Annotated in this window: 25 protein-coding genes and 1 tRNA gene; 22 read left to right on the top strand and 4 right to left on the bottom strand. The window is 33.1% G+C overall.

The genetic code is table 11. The features are described 5' to 3' along the window. Window positions 1-89: 89 nt before the first annotated feature. Together Q0857_RS14955 and Q0857_RS14950 are read right to left on the bottom strand one after the other, a co-directional pair. The gene (locus Q0857_RS14955) at window positions 90-3,425 is read right to left on the bottom strand and encodes a tetratricopeptide repeat protein (protein WP_298536971.1); all 3,336 of its coding nucleotides are present in this window, start codon (window positions 3,423-3,425) and stop codon (window positions 90-92) included. A 188-nt stretch (window positions 3,426-3,613) separates the two neighbouring features. After that, window positions 3,614-4,459 carry a universal stress protein gene (locus tag Q0857_RS14950; protein ID WP_298536969.1) on the bottom strand — a complete coding sequence of 282 codons (846 nt, stop codon included), beginning with the start codon at window positions 4,457-4,459 and terminating at the stop codon, window positions 3,614-3,616. Between the two features lie 145 nt (window positions 4,460-4,604). Between Q0857_RS14950 and Q0857_RS14945 the strand changes: the two genes are divergently transcribed. From Q0857_RS14945 to Q0857_RS14925, 5 genes are all read left to right on the top strand, one after another. After that, window positions 4,605-5,657 carry a M28 family peptidase gene (locus Q0857_RS14945; protein WP_298536966.1) on the top strand — a complete coding sequence of 351 codons (1,053 nt, stop codon included), beginning with the start codon at window positions 4,605-4,607 and terminating at the stop codon, window positions 5,655-5,657. 70 nt (window positions 5,658-5,727) lie between these two features. After that, on the top strand, window positions 5,728-6,732 hold the full coding sequence (locus tag Q0857_RS14940) for a M28 family metallopeptidase (protein ID WP_298536963.1): 1,005 nt from the start codon (window positions 5,728-5,730) through the stop codon (window positions 6,730-6,732). Between the two features lie 244 nt (window positions 6,733-6,976). Beyond that, the gene (locus tag Q0857_RS14935; RefSeq protein WP_298536960.1) at window positions 6,977-9,502 is read left to right on the top strand and encodes a PIG-L family deacetylase; all 2,526 of its coding nucleotides are present in this window, start codon (window positions 6,977-6,979) and stop codon (window positions 9,500-9,502) included. 112 nt (window positions 9,503-9,614) lie between these two features. Continuing rightward, on the top strand, window positions 9,615-11,327 hold the full coding sequence (locus Q0857_RS14930; RefSeq protein ID WP_298536956.1) for a sodium:solute symporter: 1,713 nt from the start codon (window positions 9,615-9,617) through the stop codon (window positions 11,325-11,327). Further along, complete coding sequence (locus tag Q0857_RS14925) at window positions 11,305-12,288, top strand: Gfo/Idh/MocA family oxidoreductase (protein ID WP_298536953.1); 984 nt, start codon at window positions 11,305-11,307, stop codon at window positions 12,286-12,288. The genes Q0857_RS14930 and Q0857_RS14925 overlap by 23 nt, the downstream gene beginning before the upstream one ends. Window positions 12,289-12,524: 236 nt before the next feature. Here the strand turns inward: Q0857_RS14925 and Q0857_RS14920 are convergent, their stop codons facing one another. Beyond that, entirely contained in the window at window positions 12,525-13,376 is an 852-nt protein-coding gene (locus Q0857_RS14920) for a DUF2911 domain-containing protein (protein WP_298536950.1), read from the bottom strand. A 200-nt stretch (window positions 13,377-13,576) separates the two neighbouring features. Between Q0857_RS14920 and Q0857_RS14915 the strand changes: the two genes are divergently transcribed. The 17 genes from Q0857_RS14915 to Q0857_RS14835 all read left to right on the top strand — a co-directional run bounded on the left by Q0857_RS14915 (window position 13,577) and on the right by Q0857_RS14835 (window position 24,576). Next, complete coding sequence (locus Q0857_RS14915) at window positions 13,577-14,233, top strand: MIP/aquaporin family protein (RefSeq protein ID WP_298536947.1); 657 nt, start codon at window positions 13,577-13,579, stop codon at window positions 14,231-14,233. Between the two features lie 87 nt (window positions 14,234-14,320). After that, the gene (locus Q0857_RS14910) at window positions 14,321-14,980 is read left to right on the top strand and encodes a TetR family transcriptional regulator C-terminal domain-containing protein (RefSeq protein ID WP_298536943.1); all 660 of its coding nucleotides are present in this window, start codon (window positions 14,321-14,323) and stop codon (window positions 14,978-14,980) included. A gap of 4 nt (window positions 14,981-14,984) precedes the next feature. Next, window positions 14,985-16,298: an AarF/UbiB family protein gene (locus Q0857_RS14905; protein WP_298536940.1), complete on the top strand. Its 1,314-nt coding sequence runs from the start codon at window positions 14,985-14,987 to the stop codon at window positions 16,296-16,298. Further along, window positions 16,295-16,927 (top strand): flavin reductase, encoded by a 633-nt coding sequence (locus Q0857_RS14900; protein ID WP_298536937.1) that lies wholly within the window; start codon window positions 16,295-16,297, stop codon window positions 16,925-16,927. Before Q0857_RS14905 ends, Q0857_RS14900 begins: the two co-directional genes overlap by 4 nt. Further along, on the top strand, window positions 16,924-18,348 hold the full coding sequence (locus Q0857_RS14895; protein WP_298536933.1) for an SDR family oxidoreductase: 1,425 nt from the start codon (window positions 16,924-16,926) through the stop codon (window positions 18,346-18,348). The genes Q0857_RS14900 and Q0857_RS14895 overlap by 4 nt, the downstream gene beginning before the upstream one ends. 90 nt (window positions 18,349-18,438) lie before the next feature. Continuing rightward, window positions 18,439-18,867 carry a hypothetical protein gene (locus Q0857_RS14890; protein ID WP_298536930.1) on the top strand — a complete coding sequence of 143 codons (429 nt, stop codon included), beginning with the start codon at window positions 18,439-18,441 and terminating at the stop codon, window positions 18,865-18,867. Beyond that, a complete protein-coding gene (locus Q0857_RS14885; protein ID WP_298536927.1) occupies window positions 18,864-19,136 on the top strand; it encodes a TIGR03643 family protein in 273 nt (90 codons plus the stop codon). The genes Q0857_RS14890 and Q0857_RS14885 overlap by 4 nt, the downstream gene beginning before the upstream one ends. A gap of 48 nt (window positions 19,137-19,184) precedes the next feature. Further along, window positions 19,185-19,880: a GTP cyclohydrolase I FolE gene (folE, locus tag Q0857_RS14880; protein WP_298536925.1), complete on the top strand. Its 696-nt coding sequence runs from the start codon at window positions 19,185-19,187 to the stop codon at window positions 19,878-19,880. Window positions 19,881-19,884: 4 nt separating this feature from the next. Then, window positions 19,885-20,106, top strand: coding sequence for a hypothetical protein (locus tag Q0857_RS14875; protein ID WP_298536922.1), 222 nt, complete (start codon window positions 19,885-19,887; stop codon window positions 20,104-20,106). A 170-nt stretch (window positions 20,107-20,276) separates the two neighbouring features. Then, window positions 20,277-20,492, top strand: a complete 216-nt coding sequence (locus Q0857_RS14870; RefSeq protein WP_298536919.1) for a hypothetical protein — start codon at window positions 20,277-20,279, stop codon at window positions 20,490-20,492. A 23-nt stretch (window positions 20,493-20,515) separates the two neighbouring features. Beyond that, complete coding sequence (locus tag Q0857_RS14865; RefSeq protein ID WP_298536916.1) at window positions 20,516-21,199, top strand: SDR family NAD(P)-dependent oxidoreductase; 684 nt, start codon at window positions 20,516-20,518, stop codon at window positions 21,197-21,199. Between the two features lie 4 nt (window positions 21,200-21,203). Then, window positions 21,204-21,743, top strand: a complete 540-nt coding sequence (locus tag Q0857_RS14860; protein ID WP_298536913.1) for a glutathione peroxidase — start codon at window positions 21,204-21,206, stop codon at window positions 21,741-21,743. A gap of 5 nt (window positions 21,744-21,748) precedes the next feature. Beyond that, window positions 21,749-21,925 (top strand): Lacal_2735 family protein, encoded by a 177-nt coding sequence (locus Q0857_RS14855; RefSeq protein ID WP_298536910.1) that lies wholly within the window; start codon window positions 21,749-21,751, stop codon window positions 21,923-21,925. Next, a complete protein-coding gene (locus Q0857_RS14850) occupies window positions 21,912-22,373 on the top strand; it encodes a TspO/MBR family protein (protein WP_298536907.1) in 462 nt (153 codons plus the stop codon). Before Q0857_RS14855 ends, Q0857_RS14850 begins: the two co-directional genes overlap by 14 nt. Further along, window positions 22,374-22,835, top strand: coding sequence for an SRPBCC family protein (locus tag Q0857_RS14845; protein ID WP_298536904.1), 462 nt, complete (start codon window positions 22,374-22,376; stop codon window positions 22,833-22,835). It begins immediately after the preceding gene. Then, window positions 22,836-24,143 (top strand): deoxyribodipyrimidine photo-lyase, encoded by a 1,308-nt coding sequence (locus tag Q0857_RS14840; RefSeq protein WP_298536899.1) that lies wholly within the window; start codon window positions 22,836-22,838, stop codon window positions 24,141-24,143. It begins immediately after the preceding gene. Between the two features lie 70 nt (window positions 24,144-24,213). Continuing rightward, on the top strand, window positions 24,214-24,576 hold the full coding sequence (locus Q0857_RS14835; protein WP_298536896.1) for a SnoaL-like domain-containing protein: 363 nt from the start codon (window positions 24,214-24,216) through the stop codon (window positions 24,574-24,576). A gap of 62 nt (window positions 24,577-24,638) precedes the next feature. On the opposite strand, the gene Q0857_RS14830 is transcribed toward Q0857_RS14835, so the two are convergent. Further along, window positions 24,639-24,720 (bottom strand) — tRNA-Tyr (locus Q0857_RS14830). Window positions 24,721-24,731: the final 11 nt, after the last annotated feature.

The following is a 24,731-nucleotide window of genomic DNA, read 5'->3' as shown; positions in this document are numbered from 1 at the left end:
CATTTAAATATATAGCTATTACCTTTTGAAAAGATATTTGTATATTCAGAATCCACCATTATTCTTGAATCAAAAAAAATACTTCACTCCTACTTCTCTTTCATTCTATTAATAGTCCCCCAGTCTTCAGGTACACCAGAAATAGTATATTCAGCTGACTTCTTTATAAAATATTTAGCGACATCATCTATAGGGTTCTTTGTTAAAACTTTATCAAAAGCAGCAGAAGCCCTCGGAAATTCTTTATTAAAAAATAATTGCAAGCCTTTTTCAAAGTCTTTCAGTGTCTTAATTTTTAGGTCAATCACATCAGCTTCATCACCATCAAAACATTCGTAAATCCCAATGGCCTGGTTTTTCCCTTTAGCCATAACTTTTCCTAAATATCGAAAACTATAACTATCCTTACTTGAGATTGTTTTCATACTATCTTCACTTACAATAATGTTTGCGCCATAATATTTGGTAACCCCTTCCATTCGAGAAGCCGTATTAACAGTATCTGCGATTATGGCTGTATCATTTCTATGAGCATCTCCAATAATACCCAAAACTAAATCTCCAGTATGCATACCCATTCCAACCGATATGGGTATATAATTTTCCTTTTCTCGTTTTATATTATACTTTGAAATTGCTCTTTGCATTTCTATACAGGATTGCAATGCATGACCTGCATTTTCTGGAAATAATGCCATAATACCGTCTCCTAAATATTGATTTACAAAGCCATCATTCTTCTGAATTAAAGGCCCCATTCGACCTACATAGGCATTAACAAATTTAAAATTTTGCTCTGGTGTCATAGACTCTGAAAGCGTCGTATAATCTCTTATATCTGTAAATAACACCGTAACCTGTTTTTGTTTGTAGTCTCCTAAAACAACGTCGGTAACAGCTTCTCTACCAACAGATTTTAAAAATTCAGAAGGCACAAACTTACTTGTAGCTTTATGAATTCCGTGGAGATTTAAATGTGTTTTAATTCTACTAAGTAGTTCATTTTTAGAAAAAGGTTTGGTCAAATAATCATTAGCACCAACATTGAATCCTGCGACCAAATCACTTACCCTATTTTTTGCCGTAAGCAACACAATAGGCAAATCGCTTGCTGTATATGTTTTTCTAAGAATTTCACAAACGTCATACCCCGACATATTAGGCATCATAATATCAAGTAAAACCAATTCAAAACGCTTCTGTTGAATACGCTCTAACGCCTCAGGGCCATTACTCACTTCTTCAATACTATAACCCGCCACAGTTAAGTGATTTTCTAGTACGCGTCTGTTTATAGGTTCATCGTCTACAATTAAAATTTTCACATCCGATATGCTATGGGTAATCGTCAAAGCTTCTTCTTCATTTAAATCACCAGTTACTTTCTGTGCCTTTTGAACATTATCATTAGCTGCTTCCAAATTAATATCACCCCGATTTATTTTACTTACAGGCAAGGTGAAGCTAAAAATTGACCCAATGTCAACCTCAGAGGTCACATTAATTGTACCTCCATGAAGTTCCACTAATTGTTTAGTTACAGACAAGCCCAAACCTGTACCACCATATACTCTACCAGAAGAGCCATCTATCTGTTCAAAAGATTTAAAAATAGTATCAAATTTACTCTTAGCAATACCAATACCAGTGTCTATTACAGATACAGACAACATCGAATCAACCTCCTTGGCTCGAATCTCTACAGTTCCTTTTTGGGTGAATTTAATGGCGTTACCAATTAGATTATATAAGATCTGCTGAAGCCTATTTTCATCGGCATTCACTAAAGGTACATTCTTTGGTATAGAATTCAATAGCGTAAGTTTCTTACCTTTTGCTAAAGCACCTGATACTTTTAAAACTAAATCAACAAGACCTTTAACATCTATAGGCTGAATGGAAAGGTTTAGATCTTTATTCTTTAACTTGGAAAAATCTAAAATATCGTTAACCAAATTAGACAGACGCCTTCCGCTATGCACGATCATATCTAAATTCTCGTTTGCTTTCTGCGAAAGCTTTCCAGCAGCCCCATCCTTAAGAGATTCAGAAAGACCAATAATTCCATTTAAAGGCGTTCGCAATTCATGAGAGGTGTTGGCTAAGAATTCATCTTTAAGCTTATCTATTTTCTCGAGTTCGGCAACACGTTGTTTTTCAAGCTCTGTTTTTCTTTGTTCTTCTCTAATCTGTAAGCTTTTTTCTTTATCTGCTACTTTAATTTTTTGAATCGTTTTGTACCTATGGAATAATAAAAAAGAAACAATTATAGTGGCTATCGCAATAGCAAGCATTATGTTTCTAAAAGTAGTTTCTTCTTTGATTTTCAACTCTTTTAGTTGAGCTTCATTTTCAAGAGCTAAAATTTCATTTTCTCTTTTTTCAGAATTAAATCTCTCCTGCAATTCTTGAATTTGCAGAGACTTTGTTTTATTGTACAAACTATCTTTTACAGCAATTAGTCTATTACTATAATTTAAAGCCTTTTCATATTCTTTTTTATCTGTATATAATTGAGAAAGCAAATTATATACATCCTTCATTTTTTCTTTATCATCCATTTCTTTAGAAATCACTAAAGATTTTAGCAAAAAACTTTCAGCCTTATTATATTCTTCAAGCTTTAAATGATTTTTTCCAATCTCAAAATAACTCATAGATAATTCACTCTTCTGATTGAGTTTTTCTCTTATCGTTAAGGCCTGATAATGATAGGTTAAGGCCTTGCTAAAGTTTCCTTGAAAACTAGACACTTTCCCAAGAGATTCATAATCGTAGGCCATCCCCCATTTACTGCGCAAAACGGTATCATATTCTAAAGCCCTATTAAAAAACCTTAAGGCTTCATCATAGTCTTTAAACTTCAAATAAGTATCCCCAATATTATAATTGCAGTTAGCCATTTCAGTTTTGTCACCTAATCGTTCAAAAATGTATAGAGCCTCATTATAAAACTTCAAAGCTTCTTCAACTTTACCAGTCTTTTTTAAGGTCTCACCTATAGCATTAAGCGTTGTCGCTTTACCAAAATCATCTCCAATATCGTCATAAACCTTTACAATTTCGTAGTAAATCTCAAGGCTTTGCTCCAGTTTACCAACATCATCAAGAATTATCGCCATCTGGTAAAGACCATTTGCAACTTCCTTTTTTTCATTCCTACTTCTAGCATGGGCGATATATTCTTCAAAATAAGCAAGCGCTTTATCATAATTCCCTCTTTGTCTTTCTAAAACACCGTACTGATATTTGGCCAAAATTTCGCGTCCCTTTAAACCTTTTGTTATTGCAAAATGGTATAAACTATCAATATATAATTCCGCAATACTGTCATTCGATCTATTGTTTAAATATTCCCATGAAATATTTTTTAGGGCAACCACCTTGGCAGAATCATTGGCGGCTTCTCTAAATATTTTTTTCAAACTATCTAATTTAGAAGTTTGACTAAAAGAATTAAACGTGCAGATTAAAAATAATATACAGAAGATGTATTTCATTTTAAAATAGGGGGTTTGGTTGGATTGTTTAAACTCTAAAGTTAAGTGTAAATATTTAACTTTAAAAATCATTCAAAAACACGGCCTCAATTCTAAAAGAAAATGGAAACTCATTACAGCGAATGACTATGCATTACTAAAAAAGGAATATCAATTTGAAAAGCCAAGGTTTCAACCAAGTGCTCTGTAAACAAACGTTCTATAAAGGAATGTTTTTTACTCATCATAGCTAACAATTTAATGTCATTATTTTTCAAATAATCTTGAATGGCATGAAAGATATCTTGAGAATTTGAATCCACAAAATCATGCATTGCATTAACGAAATGTGTTTCAAAAAAAACCTTGTTAGTGGTTTGATTTTGTGCTAAATGATGCTCATCTGCCACATGAAGTATTTTTAATTTTGCATTGTAATTATCTATAAACTCTTTTAAAGGCTCTAACTCATTATGGCTCAATAAAGGCAAGTTATTTGTCGTAAAAACTATTTTATTCAAATTAGTATACTTACAATTATCTGGTATAACTAAAACAGGTGCGGTGCAGCGCTGAATAACCCTTACTGTATTGCTTCCAAATAAAGTCTTGGTTAAACCAGTAGCTCCCTTAGTACCCATAATTATAAGATCAATATGCTCTCTGATAATAATTTGATTTATGGCATCAATAAAATTATCATAATCTACTATAGAATAACACTCGAAGTTCTCGCAAGGGTAGTCTGTGTTAATAGCAGAAATTATATTATCAATAGACTTTTTTGCAGCGTTAATAATTGTTTTGTAAATGGTTGCAGAAGAGCTAACTACCATCATATCATCTGAAATAAATGATGACGCCTTTTGCACATTCAAAAAATAAAACCTACAAGCCTCCCCTCGCATTAAGTCCATAGAAAAACGAATGGCATTCATGGAGTTTTTTGAAAAATCGGTTGGTAATAATATATTTTTCATGATCAAGACAATTGATTGCGAAGTAAATTTACCAGAAACACTAAAAATTTACTATGACAAATATCAGTTGTTCAAAATAATAGAAACTCAATGGTAAGTAATTTCTTCAAAATATTTATATATTAGCATCGCTATTATACCTCACATGAAAATTCTATTTATTCTTTCTCTTACTGTGCTAGTTGGCACATGCTCAACGCCAAAGTACACAGTAAAAATTCAAAACGTAAAAGACAGTATTGAAATTACGGACAGTACATTAATATCAAAATTTGCAAACACCATTACTGAAGCTGAATTAAAAGTGCATCTATATGAATTTGCGTCAGACAAATATGAAGGACGAAAGGTTGGAGAAAAAGGTCAAAAACTCGCAGCTGAATTTCTAAAAACTTACTATCAAGACCAGCAAATTAAATCACCATTTGGGGGTGACAATTATTTTCAAATGATTCCTGAGAGTTTTTTTTCAAATGATATAAAAAGCACTGAAAACGTGTTGGCCTATATTAAAGGCACGACTACACCTCAGGAAGTCATAATCATTTCTTCTCACTTAGATCATCTTGGAATAACTGATGACGGTAAAATCAATAATGGAGCTGACGACGATGGTTCTGGCACAGTAGCATTAATGGAAATGGCACAAGCCTTTAATATGGCAAAACAAGCTGGTTATGGCCCTAAGCGCAGTATCCTCTTTTTACATTTAACAGCCGAAGAAATAGGAGAACAGGGAGCGGTATTTTACGTTAATCACCCTATATTTCCGTTGGAAAATACGGTTGTTGATTTAAATATTGACATGATAGGACGTGTAGACAAATTTCATGAAAATGATGAAAATTATATTTATTTAATTGGCGTTGATAGATTGAGCAAAGAATTACTTTACCTCTCAGAAAAAGTAAATAACACATTCTATAATATCAATATTGACTATAGGTTTAATGCTGAAAACGACCATAACCATTATTTTGAACGTTCTGATCATTATCAATTTGCTCTTAAAGGAATTCCTGTTATTTTTTATTTTAATGGCGTCCATGATGACTATCATAGACCCTCTGATACGCCTGATAAAATAGACTATCCGCTTCTTGCTAAACGCACCAAACTCATTTTTTCTACAGCGTGGCAAATTGCAAACCAAGAAAATCGATTGGTTACAGATGAAAATAATAAACTATTGAAGTAGCTAAATCAGAATAGCACTAATATGCCTATATTTTTGTAATATAGCGTATCAATTACTAAAAATTTCAATTTTGAAGAATCTAGTTACTTTTGTCGTCGCATCTCTCCTATTGATTTCTTGTAGTAACTCTCAAAACAACAATAAAAAAAACGTTAAGGCAGAAACTTACGCTAAAACAATAACCTCCAAGGAGTTAAAAAAGATGTTATACACGTATGCTTCGGATGATTTTGAAGGTCGAAAAACAGGAGAACCTGGTCAAAAAAAGGCCATTGAATTTATTAAATCACATTATGTTGCTAATAATATTCCTTCTCCAATAAGTGAAGGCGACTATTTTCAAGAAATTCCAGAATCTTATTTTAAAGGAGATATTAAGGCTTCAGAAAATGTATTGGCCTATATTAAAGGCTCTGAGAAACCAGAAGAAATCGTTATTATTTCAGCACACCTTGATCATATAGGTATTTCAGGAGAAGGCGAAATCAATAACGGTGCTGATGACGATGGTTCTGGCACTGTTGCTATTTTAGAAATAGCTGAAGCTTTTAAAGCTGCTGAAAAAAAAGGTGATGGCCCAAAGCGTTCTATTTTATTTTTACATGTTACTGGAGAGGAAATAGGACTTTATGGTTCGCGCTATTACGCAGATGAAGACCCTATTTTTCCTTTAAAAAATACAGTTGCCAATTTAAATATTGATATGATTGGTAGAGTTGATCCTAAGCATGAAGATGGTAAAAATTATTTGTACTTAATTGGCTCAGATAAATTGAGCACAGAATTACACGACCTTTCTGAAGAGGTTAATAAAACATATTTCAACTTAGAATTCGACTATACCTATAATGCTGATAATGACCCAAATCGTTTTTATTATAGGTCCGACCACTATAATTTTGCAAAAAATAATATCCCTGTAATTTTTTATTTTAATGGCACTCATGCTGATTACCACAAACCTTCAGATACTCCGGATAAAATAAATTATGAATTCTTAGAAACGCGTGCTAAACTTATTTTTCACACAGCTTGGGAATTAGCGAACAGAGAAGAACGAGTTAAATTAGATTAGGTGAATTGAATAAACATAAATGTTATTACATATACTTAATAATTATGCTTGCGCTATAAATTCATTAATTGATTAAGGTTCTCATTTCTATTTACAAAGAACTCAAATCTTAAATACTAGTAACAATGAAATTCCTTAAAACCTCAAGGACTTCAATCAAAAAACATATTAGTTAAAGAAACTTTAAAACACATTTAAAGGGTACATAACTTTCCTATATTTGGTTTTTAGTTAACTAAAAATCATGTATAAAAAACTACTTTTATTACTAATAGCAGCACTTCCTTTGTCACATGCTATTGCCCAAAAACCTATTACCCCTTCGGCCTCAAATATTTATGAGTCCATTCAAAAATTAAATTTTCTAGGCTCTGTTCTGTATATAGCTGCTCATCCAGATGATGAAAACACACGCCTTATCTCATATATGTCTAACCAAATTAAAGCTAGAACAGCATATTTATCTTTAACACGAGGAGATGGCGGACAAAACTTAATTGGTCCAGAAATTCGAGAATTATTAGGGGTGATAAGAACACAAGAATTACTCGCTGCAAGAAGAGTTGATGGTGGCGAGCAAATTTTCACAAGAGCTAACGATTTTGGCTACTCCAAACATCCTGATGAAACACTAGAAATTTGGGATAAAAACGAAGTACTTAGCGATGTGGTTTTGGCTATTAGACAATTTAAACCAGACATTATAATAAACCGATTTGATCACAGAACACCAGGGACCACTCATGGTCACCATACTAGTTCTGCTATGCTAAGTGTTGAAGCTTTTGATTTGGCTAATGATCAATCTGCATATACAGACCAACTAAATCAAACCAGCCTATGGAAACCTCAACGTTTGTTCTTCAATACAAGCTGGTGGTTTTACGGTAGTCAAGAAAATTTTGATAAAGCTGATAAAACCAACATGATTGGTTTCAATATAGGTACTTATTACCCACTTAAAGGTTTATCTAATAACGAAGTAGCCTCGTTGGCAAGTAGTCAGCATTTATGTCAAGGGTTCGGACGTTTGTCTCAAAGAGGCTCTCAAGAAGAATACGTTGAATTCCTAAAAGGTACTCCATTAACCGACAACGAAAATGTTTTTTCAGGTATCGACACCTCTTGGAACCGCGTATTGGGTGGTTCAGCCATTGGGGATATTTTATATGATGTTGAAGACAACTTTAACTTTTCGAATCCGGCAATTCATATTCCGCAATTAATTAAAGCGTATAAATTACTTCAAAACATTGAAGATGACCATTGGAAAACTAGAAAAACTAAAGAGCTTAAAGAAATTATAGAAATGTGTGCTGGTTTGTATTTAGAAGCCTCTGCCGAATCTAATTGGTCTACAGCAAATGAGTCTATCAAACTTGATTTAGAGGTTCTAAACAGAAGCACTACTCCAATTACCTTATTAAGTATTACAAATTCTAGTGGAGTAAATATCCCAAAAAATATTGAGCTAAAAAACAACACAAGGTTTCTCTTTGAGGAGAATTTAAAAATTAAAAGTAGCCAGCAGCCTACTACCCCTTATTGGTTAAACAAAAAAGGTACTTTAGGTATGTATGTAGTGGAGGACTCCAAACTCATTGGGCTTCCAGAAACCCCACCTGTTTATAAAATAGACTTTAATGTTTTAATTGATAATGTTCCATTTACATTTACAAAAAATATCGTACATCGTTTCTCAAAACCAGACAAAGGTGAATTATACAGACCATTTGAAATTATTCCTGAAGTTTCAGCAAAAATTACAGAACAAGTCATTATTTTTGATACTGATGAACAACATGAAGTCCATGTAATTGTTAAATCTGGTCATGATAATCTTGAAGGTAGTATTGAACTATGCCACCCCAAGAATTGGAATGTTTTTCCAAAATCTCAAAGAGTGTCTATAGCACATAAAGGAGAAGAACAAAATATAGTTTTCACCGTTATCCCGCCAAAAACAGGAAGTGAAGGTTTCATAGGCCCCATTGTTCACGTAGATGATAAAACATACACTAAAGAACTCATTGAAATTGATTATGACCATATTCCCTTTCAAACGGTTTTATTACCAAGTGAAAGCAAAGTGGTTCGCTTAGATATCAAAAAGACAGGGGAAAACATTGGGTATATTCAAGGTGCAGGTGATGTGGTTCCGGAAAGCTTAGAGCAAATTGGATATAATGTTAGAATACTTAAGCTTGATGATATAAACCCCGAAACATTAAACAGATTTGACGCTGTTGTGGTTGGCATAAGAGCTTTTAATACCATTGATGAGCTACAGTTTAAACAAAAACAACTTTTTGATTTTGTAGCCCAAGGAGGAAATATGATAATGCAATACAACACGAACTATCGTTTAAAAGCTGAAAAATTGACTCCATATGAGTTAAATCTCTCAAGAGACCGTGTTACAGATGAAAATGCTGAAGTTCGTTTCCTTGCGCCCAAGCATGAAATCCTTAATACTCCAAATAAAATTACTCAAAAGGATTTTGAAGGCTGGACCCAAGAACGTGGATTATATTTTCCAAATTCATGGTCCAGTGAGTTTACGCCAATTTTATCTATGAATGATAAAGGTGAAACAGCAAAAGAGGGCAGTTTACTTGTTGCCAAGTACGGTAAAGGTTACTTTATATATACAGGGTTAAGCTTTTTTAGAGAATTTCCAGCTGGAGTATCAGGAGCATATAGGTTATTTGCAAATATGTTATCGATTGGTAAAGAAAATATCGAGTTAGAAGCTAAACTAAACGATTAACTATGAAAAAAGAAGAACCAAAACAAACTTGGCTTAAGCTATATTCAGTTGTTTTAATAGCCAATGCTATTTACTTTATAGCATTTTATCTGATTACAAAATCGTTTTAAATATGCAAGTTTTAAGTTGGATTGACTGGACGGTTTTATGCTTTACACTCATTGCTATTGTTACTTACGGCACACTGCAAACCAGAGGTAGTAAAAATGTAAAAGACTATTTACGAGGCGGAAATAATTCAAAATGGTGGACTATTGGTTTATCTGTAATGGCTACTCAAGCTAGCGCTATTACCTTTTTGTCAACCCCGGGTCAAGCCTTTAATGATGGTATGGGCTTTGTACAATTTTACTTTGGGCTTCCCATAGCCATGGTAGTCATATGCATGGTTTTTATTCCTTTATACTACCGCCTAAAAGTATATACTGCGTATGAATTTTTAGAAAATCGTTTTGATTTAAAAACGAGAACTTTAGCCGCCATACTATTTCTAATTCAGCGGGGGTTAGCAGCTGGCATTACCATTTTTGCTCCTGCTATTATTTTATCTGTTGTTTTAGGTTGGGATTTGTTGACACTAAATATAGTTATTGGATTTTTAGTAATAGTTTATACTGTTTCTGGGGGAACACGAGCCGTTAATGTCACTCAAAAACATCAAATGGTGGTGATTTTTATTGGCATGCTGGTAGCCTTCTTTTTAATAGTAGATAAACTCCCTCAAGACATTACATTTACCAAAGCTCTTGAAATAGCAGGTGCTAGTGGCAAAATGGAAGTCCTAGATTTTTCATTTGATTTAAATAATCGTTATACATTTTGGAGTGGTATTATCGGGGGTACATTTTTAATGTTATCCTATTTTGGAACAGATCAAAGTCAGGTTCAAAGATATTTATCAGGAAAATCAGTAAAAGAAATGCAATTAGGCTTAATATTTAATGGCATTTTAAAAGTCCCTATGCAATTTTTTATATTGCTTGTTGGGGTCATGGTATTTGTTTTTTATCAATTTAACGAAGCTCCGGTTAATTTCAATCCTACTGCTACTGAGGTGGTTTTAAATTCTGAATATGCTCAGGATTACAAAGCCCTTCAAAAAGAACAGCACGCTATTTTTAATGATAAGCAAAAAATTATCGAAGCCTATGTTTCCTCAGAAACAAACCACGCGGCCCAATACATTTCTATAGCCAACCAAGCAAATGAAGAAATAAGAAGTGAGGCTAGAATCTTAATTGATAAAGCTTCTAAAAGTCAAGACATCAAGATTGAGAGTAACGATAAAGACTATGTTTTTATTCATTTCATTTTAAACAATTTACCTCGTGGGTTAATTGGTCTTTTATTAGCTGTAATTTTAAGTGCGGCTATGTCTAGTACGGCAAGTGAATTAAATGCTTTAGGCTCTACAACAACAATTGACTTATATAAACGAAATACTAGTGAAAAGACCGAAGAAGAGATGGTAAAAGCATCTCGCTGGTTTACTTTTGCATGGGGACTTATAGCCATTGGAGTGGCCTGTGTAGCAAATCTTGCTGAAAATTTAATTCAACTTGTTAATATCATAGGTTCCATATTCTATGGTAATGTTTTGGGTATATTTTTACTCGCTTTCTTTTTTAAGTTTGTTAAAGGTAACGCCGTTTTTATTGCCGCCTTAATCACCCAAGTTTTAGTGATTTCACTTTTTTTACTTAACGAGTATGAGCTTATTAATTTACCTTTTCTGTGGTTAAATTTTGTAGGCTGCATTATCGTTATTAGCATTGCATGCCTTATTCAAATTATACATCCAAATGATAAAAAAATCAAAGTATAAAACTATAAACTGGGGTATTTTAGGACTGGGTAACATTGCCCATAAATTTGCAACAGATTTACTAACTATTGAAAACGCTAACTTATACGCTGTAGCATCAAGGTCTCAAAACAAAGCAGACCAGTTTTCTAATAAGTACAACGCCAATAAAGCTTACCACAGTTATAAGGCTCTTGTTGAAGATAAGAATATTGATGCCATTTATATCGCTACGCCACATGCGTTGCATAAGGAACATACATTACTGTGTTTAGAACATGGTATTGCAGTGCTATGCGAAAAACCATTTGCAATGAATGCGAAAGAAGTTGAACAAATGGTTACAAAAGCCAAAGAAAAAAATATTCTACTTATGGAAGCCCTTTGGACCTATTTCTTACCGCATTATCAATATGTTTTGAATGCTATTGAAGACAAAACCCTCGGGAGCTTAAAAAAACTAGAAGCCGATTTTGGTTTTTACAGGGCTTTTGATAATGACTCAAGATTATTCAATAAATCTCTAGGTGGTGGAAGCTTACTGGACATAGGTATATATCCAATTTTTGCAGCCCTATCCTCTCTTGGTATACCTAGTAAAATTGAAGCAAATGCCACTTATTTTGAAAATGGAGCAGACTCATCCTGTGATATGGTTTTTGAATATAATAAGGCGAAAGCCCATTTAAAAAGCACCTTACTTGAGGACACTCCAGGTGAAGCTATTTTTTACTTTGAAAAAGGACTAATAAAAATTAACAGTGGTTTTCATGCCCCAACAACAGTGAGTATCATTCAAGATAAAAAAGAAGAAACGATAGATTTCAACTACAAAACCATAGGATATAACTACGAAATTATTCACTTTAATAGTTTACTGCGCGAGGGAAAAACAGAAAGCAACATCATGACGTTTGCCTTTAGCAAGCAACTTATTCGAACCTTAGATCTGGTTAGAAAACAGATTAATCTAGTTTATTAATATTATGAATTAGAATGGATATGCGCGGCGTTAAGGACTGCAACAGCACCCTTTTCACCTAGTTTGCTCGTATTTAGATAAAACTAAATAACTTGTTTTCTCTTAAAAAACTGAAACAAATTAAGAACATAAAAAGAAACAGCGAAAGCGAGTTAAAATGCACAAAATAAAAAAGCGTAACCATTAACGATTACGCTTTAAATTTCTTGTAAACTAGTAGACTTATAATAACTAAATTACTGTCCTTCCCACTCTTTTAAAGAGTCTGTATTCATTTTTACATAATCAGCATTTCCAGCTTCTTCTGCTCCTGCTAATGATGCTTTTGCTGCCGCAATTGCTCCTGCAGTATCCCCTGCTTTAGCATGAATTAAAGACTGTTGTCTTAAAAACCAAAAACGTGGCTTATCCTTAGTCATATCAACCGCTTTATCAATCCACTCTTGCGCTTGTTTGATATCTTTGCCTTCTTGTAAATAGTAAACCGCTGAAGAGAAATAATCATTCTCAGTTGGTGTACCTCCCAAAACATCATTTATACTAGCTAAAACAGCATCATCTGTTGGTACCGTAAATGGAATACCTACATAGGTTTTTTCCCAAATTACATCTATAATAGCAGAACCGTTCTTGATACTATTAATATCTAATGTAAAGTTTTCAATACTAAAAGGAACTGGATGAACAGGTACTTCACCCATTGCCATTACCTTACTATCATCCCATTCTTTAGGAGTACCCCAGTTTTCTGTGTCTGCATAAAAGTAAACCTCCCAATTGCTTTTTCCAGGCTTCGTGAAAATGGCATAAGAACCGGCTTTCAATTTTGAGCCAAAAACTGTGGCATCTGTACTAAAAGTAATTACCGTGTTTTTATTAGCCCCTGTTCTCCATAATTTATCAAATGGTACTAAGTTTCCAAAAATTTCACGTTCTCTTACCGCTGGTCTAGAATATTCTATAGTTACATCAGTCAATCCTACCTTTTGCTCCAATTTAGATGCTGGACTCGGTTGTGGTGTAGTTACCTGTGCATTAACTGAATATACAGTAGCACAAGCCATAAAAAGTAATAGTAATTTTTTCATTTCGTAATAGTTAAATTAAATTTGGCATAAATTTACATAACACAATTCCTATTAATGTTAACAAAAGCTTAAAATAAGACATTGTATATTTGGCCTTTAATAAGATGGACGTTACCAAAAGGTCGGTTGTTACACTATACTTTTGATAAAAACAAAAGGATACCGTTTCAATCCCTAACGTAAATAATTTAGATTTTAAAATGAAACAATACATTTCAGAAGCCATAGGAACGTTTGCCATGATATTTTGTGGTTGTGGAGCCATGACCATAAACGAAATAACTAACAATGGCATATCGCATGTTGGAGTTGCTGCTACTTGGGGGCTCATAGTTATGGCCATGATCTATGCCTTTGGTGAAATTTCTGGTGCACATTTTAATCCTGCTGTAACCATTGGTTTTGCTTTTGCTAAAAAATTTTCTTGGAATAAAGTTCCTAAATATATTCTTGCTCAAGCCCTAGGAGGTATTCTTGCTGCTTTTATGTTATGGTTTCTGTTTCCTGAAAGTCAGTTTTTGGGAGAAACTACACCAGCAGAAGGATTTCCTTCATATAAAGCTGCCATTTTAGAATTTATTTTAACCTTCTTTTTAATGATCGTTATTATTAATGTTTCTACGGGAAGTAAAGAAATAGGAACCATGGCTGCAATTGCTGTTGGAGGCGTAATACTTTTAGAAGCCATGTTTGCAGGCCCGATGACCAAAGCATCTATGAATCCTATTCGGTCCATAGCTCCTGCCCTATTTACTGGAAACTTTCAATATTTATGGATCTACATTACAGCACCCATTTTAGGGGCCATTACTGGCGTTTCTAGCTGTAAACTTGTAAAAGATGATAACTGTTGTTAGCACAGATAAAGCAGTAAATATTTATTTTGTTTAACTTTTTTAATTATTTATTAAACATTTTGTATCTTTACCATAAATATAACCGTTATGGCGAAGAAAAAAGCAATCTCACAAGAAAGTATTATATCCTCCTACATGGAGTATGTTCTGGAGCATAATCAGCATCCAAATTCTATTTATACTTTTAGTAAAGCTAATAACTTTGAAGAAGTAGATTTTTATCAATACTTCGCTTCTTTTGAAGCTATAGAGAAAGGCATTTTTGAAGCTTTCCTTACTAATTCCTTAAAAGCCCTCAATAAAAGCGAGGACTATAACATATTTGATGCCCGTAACAAACTACTTAGCTTCTATTACACCTTTTTTGAAAACTTAACAGCTAACAGAAGTTATGTTAAGTATGTTTTAGATAAATATAAAAATGACTTTAGTGGTCTTAAAGTTTTATCTGGTTTAAAACATCATTTTACGAATTACGTAAGTACGCTGGGGATACAAATGTTAAATATTAAGCAGGAGCAATTTGAAAAAATTCAAGAAAGCGCCCTAAAAGAATCTGCGTGGTTCCAATTGTTATTAACTACAAAATTTTGGTTAGAAGACACCTCTGCTTCATTTGAAAAAACAGATATTTTTATTGAAAAATCGGTCAATACAACCTTTGATGTTTTGAATATTGCTCCCTTAAAAAGTGTTCTCGATTTGGGCAAATTCTTGTTCAAAGAAAAATTTCAAATGAATTTGTAAAAATATGAAGACCATAGATAACATACCAACATCAAAAATACAACGCGCTACTAAATTGGTTTCAACCGGAGCCAAGGTTGGTGTGAATTACATTAAGTACTATGGTGAAAAAATGGTGAATTCTGAGGAAGAAGCCAAAAACAGATTAAATAAAAACAATGCCGAAGATATTTACGATGGGTTAAAGCAACTTAAAGGTAGTGCCCTTAAAATAGCACAAATGCTCAGTATGGATAAAAGCATCTTACCACAGGCCTATGTTGAGAAATTTTCTTTAGCTCAGTTTTCAGTACCACCATTGTCCCCACCATTGGTTATAAAAACATTTAAAAAATATTTTGGTAAAACACCAGATCATATATTTGATACTTTTAATGCAACTTCTGTGAACGCTGCAAGCATCGGTCAGGTGCATATTGCTGTAAAGAATGGGAAACAACTTGCTGTGAAAATCCAATATCCAGGAGTTGCAGAAAGTATCACATCAGACCTAGCCATGGTAAAACCAATAGCTATGAGTATGTTCAACATAAAAGGTAAAGATTCCGATAAGTATTTTAAAGAAGTTGAAAACAAACTTATTGAAGAAACGAATTATGTGTTGGAAATGAAGCAAAGTAAAGAGATTACTATGGCTTGCTCTCACATTTCCAACATACTATTTCCAGAGTATTATGAAGACTACTCATCAGAGCGCATTTTAACAATGGACTACATGAAAGGAGAACATCTTTCAGAGTTCACCGCACATAATAAAAACCAAATAGAATCAAATAAAATAGGTCAGGCACTTTGGGATTTTTATATGTTCCAAATACACAATCTTAAAAAAGTGCATGCCGACCCTCACCCAGGAAATTTTTTAGTATCAGAAAAAGGAGAATTAATAGCCCTTGATTTTGGGTGTATGAAAACTATCCCTTTAGATTTTTACACACCCTATTTCATGTTAGCAAAAAAAGAAAACTTAAATAATGAAGCCTACTTCATTGACAAACTATATGAATTAAAAATTTTAAGAACAGATGACACTGAAGCTGAAATAATTTTTTTCACCAAAATGTTTCATGATATGTTAAGCCTATTTTCAAAGCCATTTCATGATGAAACATTTGATTTTTCAGATGCTAATTTTTTTGGTCAAATAGCGGAATTAGGAGAACGTTACTCTAAAAGTACAGACCTAAAAAAAATGAATGGTAATAGAGGATCGAAGCATTTTATCTATATGAATAGAACCTTCTTTGGTCTATACAATTTAATGTTCGATTTAAAAGCTCAAAACATCAAAATAAATAACTATTTAGGATTGTCATGAAGCACTTTAATGAAACCGATATTCAGAATCTTGATCATCTTTATAAAATCAACTTAATAAATAGCTGTTCAGGGTATAAATCAGCTAACCTAATAGGAAGTAAATCCAAAGTGGGGATTGAAAACGTTGCCGTATTTAGTTCTGTAGTACACATTGGTTCAAGTCCAGCTATGCTCGGTTTCTTTTTAAGACCAACCACAGTAGTTAGAAACACCTACGAGAATTTAAAATCATCAGGTGTTTACACTATAAATCATATTCACAAAGGTATTAGACAAGATGCTCATCATACTTCTGCTAAATATGCTTCCCACATATCAGAATTTAACGTAACGGGTTTACAATCAGAATATAAAAATGATTTTTACGCACCATTTGTAAACGGGTGTCCGATACAACTGGCTATGCAATACGTTGAAGAATATAACATAAAAGCTAACAATACTACCTTAGTGGTAGGTAAAATAATAGGTTTATATGTTAATAATGAACTCATTGAAGAAGATGGCCTTATAAATCTTCCGAAGGCTGAAGTTGCAGCTATCAATGGCTTAGATGGATATGTGATACCTAAAACCAAAGTACGTTTTGGCTACCAAAGACCAAAACAATTAATAAATGAGCAATGACTATACTTGTAACAGGAGCAACTGGCTATATAGGTAAGCGCTTAATCCCTTTTTTATTAAACGAAGGGCACAAGGTGATATGTGTTGTTAGAGATCGATTAAGAGCAGATAAAAGTTATGCTGAAGATCCTAAAGTATTTGTTATTGAAGCTGACTTTTTAAAACCTAAAACACTTAATAATATACCAATAGATATTGATGTGGCTTATTATCTAATTCACTCTATGTCAAATTCTTCAAAAGATTTTAAATCACTTGAAAAACAATGCGCAATTAATTTCAAATCTTATGTAGAAACTTCAAAAGCAAAGCAAGTTATATATTTAAGTGGTATTACAAACGAAGAAAAACTTTCAAAACATTTAAGCTCCAGAAAACAAGTTGAAACCACGTTAAAATCGAAAAAATACGCACTAACCACATTTAAAGCAGGCATAATAGTTGGATCTGGCAGCTCGTCATTTGAAATAATTAGGGATTTAGTTGAGAAGTTACCTTTTATGATTGCTCCAAAATGGCTTAACACAAAAACACAACCTTTGGCTGTAAGGGACGTTTTAGCCTTTCTATATCGTTCTGCCGGTAATGAACTTTTATATAATAAATCTTATGACGTTTTTGGTCCAGAAGTAATTACATACAAAGAAATGCTTTTGCAATTTGCAGAAGTACGAAATTTAAAACGACACATAATTACGGTGCCGGTAATGACACCCAAATTGTCATCATACTGGCTGTATTTCGTTACCTCAACATCATATAAATTAGCGACCTCCTTGGTAGATAGCATGGGAATTCAAATCATAGGCAAACGTTCTAGAATTAATAGTATTCTAAATGTTAATCCGCTTACGTATAAAGATGCTGTGGCCTTAGCTTTTGAAAAAATAGAACAAAATAGCATCGTTTCAAGCTGGAAAGATTCTATGATTAGTAGTGGGAGGCTTAAAAACAATCTGCATAAATATATCAACGTACCAAAATTTGGTTGTTTTAAAGACTACAAGCAACGTCATGTTTCAAATTCAAAAGAAACTATTGACAAAATTTGGAGTATTGGTGGGAAAAATGGTTGGTTTTATGGAACTATTTTATGGCGAATTAGAGGTTATATCGATAAAATTTTTGGCGGTATTGGATTAAGGCGAGGTAGAACAAGTCCTACTGAATTAGATGCTGGTGATGCCTTAGATTTCTGGCGGGTTATTTTTGCCGATAAAGATCAGCAAAAGCTATTGCTTTATGCCGAAATGCGTTTACCTGGCGAGGCATGGCTAGAATTTAAAATAGAGAATAATTATTTGAAACAAACAGCTACATTCAGACCGCGTGGCATTTGGGGACGTTTGTATTGGTATACTGTTCTCCCTTTTCATGGATTTATCTTTTCTGGTATGATTAATAAACTCTCCAAAGACTAATAAATCAATCTTATAGCTCTATAAATAATTTTGTTTAACTATTTAATAAATAAGTTAAACATTTTGTATATTTGGAATAGCATAAACATTATGGTTTTAAATTCCACATATACTAATAAAGAGCATCGCGAGATTTTAGAAGATTTGGTTGGAAAGCCTTTTTCATTTTTAGAATCCTTAAAAATGAAAGGTATTGGCTCGAAAAGAATGGTGATTAACGATGTTAGTCCGAATTTAATGTCATACATGAACGGCGTAGCAGATGTTAATTACGCCAACATTGAGCTTCGCATAAAAGGCATACTCATATATATTAATAAGGGTTTAGAAAGTTTTACCTGGGCTATACCTTATTATCAACTTGTTGTCTATAAAACAAATGGATCAAGTATTCATGCACAAGGTAAATTCATACACTTCCTTAACAACATAACTTTTAAAGAGAATAAAAGCTTTTTTAACAAAATGATGGATCAAAAAATAAAATATGATTTGGCTTACAACTTTCAAAGAGTATGAGGGAAACACATCAAAATAATGACAGAATTATTGAAATGGCCTGGGAAGACCGAACAACTTTTGATGCTATAAAATTTCAATTTGGTCTCAAAGAGCAAGAAGTAATTAACTTAATGAGACTGGAATTAAAACAGAGTAGTTTTAAACTTTGGAGAAAAAGAGTTAAAGGTAGAAAAACAAAACATGAAAAATTAAGATCATTTTACTCAGGAAGATTTAAATGTTCAAGACAAAAACAAATAACGCATAGTAAAATATCAAAACGTTAACGTGCTTTGATTAAGGCTAAACCTTAAAACAGCACAAAAAAAGAAACTATGAAAATTGACACACTAGAAAAAAAGCATAATGGATATAAATTAAACGGTTTTTCTATAGAAGATATAGGAGATGACCATATGTTTACAGGACTTGAAACGCCATTAAAGGAGGATGCCTTTAAACTTAGTGATGCGCAAAAAAAAGAATGCATAGCCATCTTATTTGAAGAAATAATGGATGTTATGGGGCTTGATTTAACAGATGACTCTTTAAAAGGTACTCCAAACCGTGTAGCCAAAATGTATATAGATGAAATATTCTCAGGTTTAAACCCTAAAAACAAACCGCAAGTAGCCTTGTTTGATAATAAATATCAATATAATCAAATGCTGGTTGAAAAAAACATTTCATTCTACTCTAATTGCGAACACCATTTTGTTCCCATTATAGGTAAAACGCATATAGCCTATGTCTCATCAGGTAAAGTAATTGGTTTATCTAAATTAAACAGAATTGTACAGTATTATGCCAAAAGACCACAGGTACAAGAACGGTTAACAAACCAAATAGCTAATGAATTAAAAAAAATATTGGATACTGAAGATATTGCAGTCATAATAGATGCTAAACATCTCTGTGTATCTTCCAGAGGCATAAAAGATGATACTTCAGCAACAGTTACAGCCTACTATGGTGGGCTATTTAAGAATTCAGAAAAAATAACAGAATTACAAAACTATATAAATAATTAATATTATGGATTTAATAAACAGAGCTTTAGAATTTGAGCAAAGAAAAATGAGATCGTTATCAACGAGTGATCGTGTAAAAATTGGTAGAGAAGCCAAGGCCTTAATCTTAGACCTTAATCAAATTTATAAGGTAAAGAAAGATGAAAAAATCATGGATATCATGAAGCGCTTAACTGTAATTAAAAGAAAAGTAGAAAAAAGATTAAAAGCTCCAGTTTTGGCTTAATTTATTGCAATTCAGCAAAAAACATTGAGAAATAAATCTATATATTAAAATTTAGGTAATTATTCTCTATAAAAATCAATAATGTCATAGATTTTATTATATTGGCAAATTGTGAAAAGTATTGTAATATTTCACAACACAATAAAATAGAATAAAGATTAAAAAACACTATGGAAATTATTGATAGAGCTTTAGAATTCGAACAGCGCAGACACACGTTTAAAACAACTAGTGAGCGTATTGAATCTTCTAGAGAAGTAAAAGACTTAATATTAAGTTTAAATACCGTATATAAGGAAAATAAAGATCCTGAAATTATGGATCTCATGAAACGTTTAACGGTGATTAAACAAAAAATAGAAAAAAGGCTAAAGGGCAGGCCATAAATAAAACCATGCCCTGAAACCATATGAAAACAGTAGTTGTAATAGGTGGTAGTAAGGGCATAGGAAATGCCATTCTTCAAAAATTAGTTAGTACTAATAAAGTTATAAATATTAGCCGGACATCACCTGAGACCAGTCATGCTAATCTAACTCACTATCGCTGCGACATTACGCAAGACGAATTACCAAAAATAGATTCGGCAGATGATTTGGTATATTGTCCTGGAAGCATCAATTTAAAACCGATTAACAGGTTAAGTATTCAAGATTTTAAAAATGATTTCGAAATCAATGTTATTGGAGCCGTAAAAGCTATCCAGCATTTCCTACCTCTTCTAAAGAATAGTTCCTCATCATCCATTTTATTATTTAGTACCGTAGCAGTCAAATTAGGTATGCCTTTTCATGCCAGTATTGCTGCTGCTAAAGCTGGGGTTGAAGGTTTAGTAAAATCCTTAGGAGCAGAGTTAGCCCCAACTATAAGAGTAAATGCCATTGCCCCTACGGTAACAGATACCAACTTAGCATCAAAACTACTGCGTAATGACAAGATGATTAAAAATATCACGGAACGACATCCTCTTAAAAAGTTTTTGTCGCCTGAGGAAGTTGCAGAAATGGCACAATTTTTATTATCAAATAGTGCTTCATCTATCTCCGGTCAAATTTTTGAAATGGACTGCGGTATCGTAAGTTTTAAAATTTAAAAATATGAATACAGTAAAAGCTTTTTTTGCTACCGTTGGTACCATAGAACAAGACCTAGAAAAAATAAATGCTGATTCCATTTATGATATTGAAATAAAAACGCTCAGTAATAAACCTATTGATTTATCACAATTTCGAGGGAAATATATACTCTTAGTCAATGTAGCTTCAAAATGTGGTTTTACACCTCAGTATACCCAATTACAGGAACTACACGAAAAATATAAATCACAACTGCAAGTCATAGGCGTGCCCTGTAACCAGTTTGGAAGTCAAGAACCAGAAAACGCAGGTACTATTGATTCTTTCTGTAAAATAAACTATGGAGTTAGCTTTTTAATTACTGAAAAGATTGATGTTAAAGGAAAAAATCAGCACCCCTTATATGTTTGGCTCACTCAAAGGTCAAAAAATAGAGTGAAAAGTTCATCGGTTAAATGGAATTTTCAAAAATATCTAATTGATAAACAAGGGCATCTTATAGACTATTACTTTTCAACGACAAACCCATTAAATCCCAAAATAACAAAACACTTAAAATAAATGCTATGTTCGGATTATTTAAAAAAAAATCACAAAAAGAAAAACTAGAAGAAAAGTTTAAAAAACTAATGCAAGAATGGCATGAGCTTTCAAGTATTAATCGATCGGCAAGCGATAAGAAATTTGCTGAAGCCCAAGACATCGCTAAAATACTTAATGATCTAAATAATGAGGCTGCTTAAATTAATTCTTATTTTTTTAGTTATAAACTTTGGTGCTCTGGCAATCGGCACCTTACTCATGGCTAATGGGCCACAAACGGCATGGTATATAAGCTTAAACAAAGCACCATGGACACCTCCAGGATGGGTATTTGGTGCGGCGTGGACAACTATTATGGTGTGCTTTTCCATTTATATGGCTTTGCTTTCTTCAATATTATCAACTCCAAAAGTTATTGGGTTATTTTCCATCCAATTCGTTTTGAACGTGATTTGGAACTATATATTTTTTAATCAGCACCTTATCGGGCTTGGTTTACTTTGTATTCTGTTATTGACCACTGTCGTCTCAATTTTTCTCTATGACTTCAGAAATATTTTAAAACTAAAAACACTTTTAATTCTCCCTTATTTTATTTGGTTGTGCATTGCAACCTCATTAAATATGTATATTTTAATTCATAATTAAATGAAAATTTACCGCCTACATAAAAAGCAAAATTTACCTATCACTCTAGAACAAGCTTGGGATTTTCTTTCAAACCCGAAAAATTTAAAGACCATTACACCAGATTATATGGGGTTTAATATCTTATCGGGTGCAGACAGACCTATGTTTGCTGGACAGATTATTCAGTACATCGTTACACCTGTTTTGGGGATAAAAACGAAGTGGGTGACCGAAATAACTCATGCGATAGACAAACGTTATTTTGTAGACGAACAGCGTTTTGGCCCTTATGCACTTTGGCACCACAAACACTTTATTAAAGAAATTAAAGGTGGGGTTGAGATGGAAGATATTATTGATTACAAAGTTCCATTTGGAATACTTGGGCAATTAGTACACCCTATATTAGTTAAACCTAAACTAGAAGAAATTTTCAGTTACAGAACTACGAAACTAGAAGAACTCTTTGGCAAATATTAAATGAAAGAACCTTTAAATATTTTCTGGTTTCGCCGTGACTTAAGACTAGAAGATAATCATGGCCTTTTTGAAGCATTAAATGGGAATAATAAAGTTCTTCCTATTTTTATTTTTGATTCTGATATATTAGAAAACTTGCCAAAAAATGATGCGCGGGTCACTTTTATATATCGTTCGTTACAGAAACTTAATAACAGACTTAAAACAGAACACAACACTGCTATTTCATTTTACTACGGCAAACCTATAGACATATTAAAACAACTTCTTAAAAAGCATCATATTCAAGTGGTTTACGCAAATCATGATTACGAACCATACGCTAGAAAAAGAGACTTAGAGGTTTATGAATTAACGAAAGCACAAGAAATTAGCTTTAAAACCTATAAAGATCAAGTTATATTCGAAAAAGAAGATATTGTTAAAAAAGACGGGACCCCATATTTGGTTTATACACCATATATGAAACGTTGGAAAGAGACTTTTAGAAAAAACACCTTAAAAACCTATGCCTCTGAAACTCTTTTAAATAATTTGATTGCAGTTAAGGAAAGAACAAATTTAAGACTATCTGATATAGGGTTTGAGGGTTCCAATCAACACATAGAAGCCTATCAAGTTTCTCCAAACCTAATTAAAAACTATGAAGTTTTAAGAAATTTTCCAGCCAAAGACAGTACATCAAAACTAGGTCCTTACTTAAGATTTGGAACTGTAAGTGTTCGGTCTATCGTGAACAAAGCTATTGCCGAACCAAATGAAATATTCTGGCAAGAATTAATTTGGCGAGAATATTTTATGCAAATATTGTGGCACTTTCCTCAAACTCAAACTCAAAGCTTTAAACCGCAATACGATCGCATTGTATGGCGAAATAATGAAACTGAATTTAAGGCTTGGTGTGAAGGCAAAACAGGCTACCCTTTAGTCGATGCCGGAATGAGGCAACTAAACAAAACGGGGTTTATGCATAATAGAGTACGCATGCTAGTAGGTAGTTTTCTTTGCAAACATCTTCTTATCGATTGGCGTTGGGGAGAAGCTTACTTTGCCGAAAAGCTTCACGATTATGATATGGCCAGTAATGTGGGTAACTGGCAATGGGTAGCAGGTTGTGGAGTTGATGCTGCTCCTTACTTTAGAATTTTCAACCCTACAACACAAGTACAAAAATTTGACAAAAACCTAGAATATATTAAAACCTGGATTCCAGAGTTTCAAGAATTAACCTATTCTACCCCTATTGTAGAACATAAATTTGCTCGAGAACGTTGTTTAAAAGTTTACAAAGAAGCGTTGAATTCGTAATCATAACATTTTATTAAGATTATAGTATTCCTAAATTCCCTAATTTTAAACTCATCAAAAAACTAAAAAAATGAGTACAAAAGAAGTCGCAGATCAGTGGGCACAAATGTGTCGGGAAGGGAAAAACATCGAATGTATTGAAGCGCTTTATGGAGAAAACGTTACCAGTAAAGAAATGCCAGGAGTACCTTACGGAGAATTAGTTACGGGAAAACAAAGTGTTTTAGAAAAAAGTAAGCAATGGTTAGATAACGTTGTTGAATTTCATAGTGGTGATATAAGTGATCCTATAATTGCTGATAACCACTTTACGAGTAAAATGAGCTTTGATGTAACTTTCAAAGATCGGGGCAGACAACAAATGGAAGAATTATGTATTTTTGAAGTAAATGATGGAAAAATTGTAAACGAACAGTTTTTCTATACGATGTAGTTTAACATAGATTAATAAAAAACAAAAAAGTCTGCAAATGCAGACTTTTTTGTTTTTTATAGTGGGGAGAGCAGGATTCGAACCTGCGAAGACGTAGTCAGCAGATTTACAGTCTGCCCTCGTTGGCCGCTTGAGTATCTCCCCAAAACCGGTGG

This window comes from uncultured Algibacter sp. (assembly GCF_947495925.1).
Lineage (GTDB): Bacteria > Bacteroidota > Bacteroidia > Flavobacteriales > Flavobacteriaceae > Algibacter_E.
The sequence above is the reverse complement of the archived record's forward strand: the minus strand, read 5'-3'. Positions and strand labels throughout refer to the sequence as shown.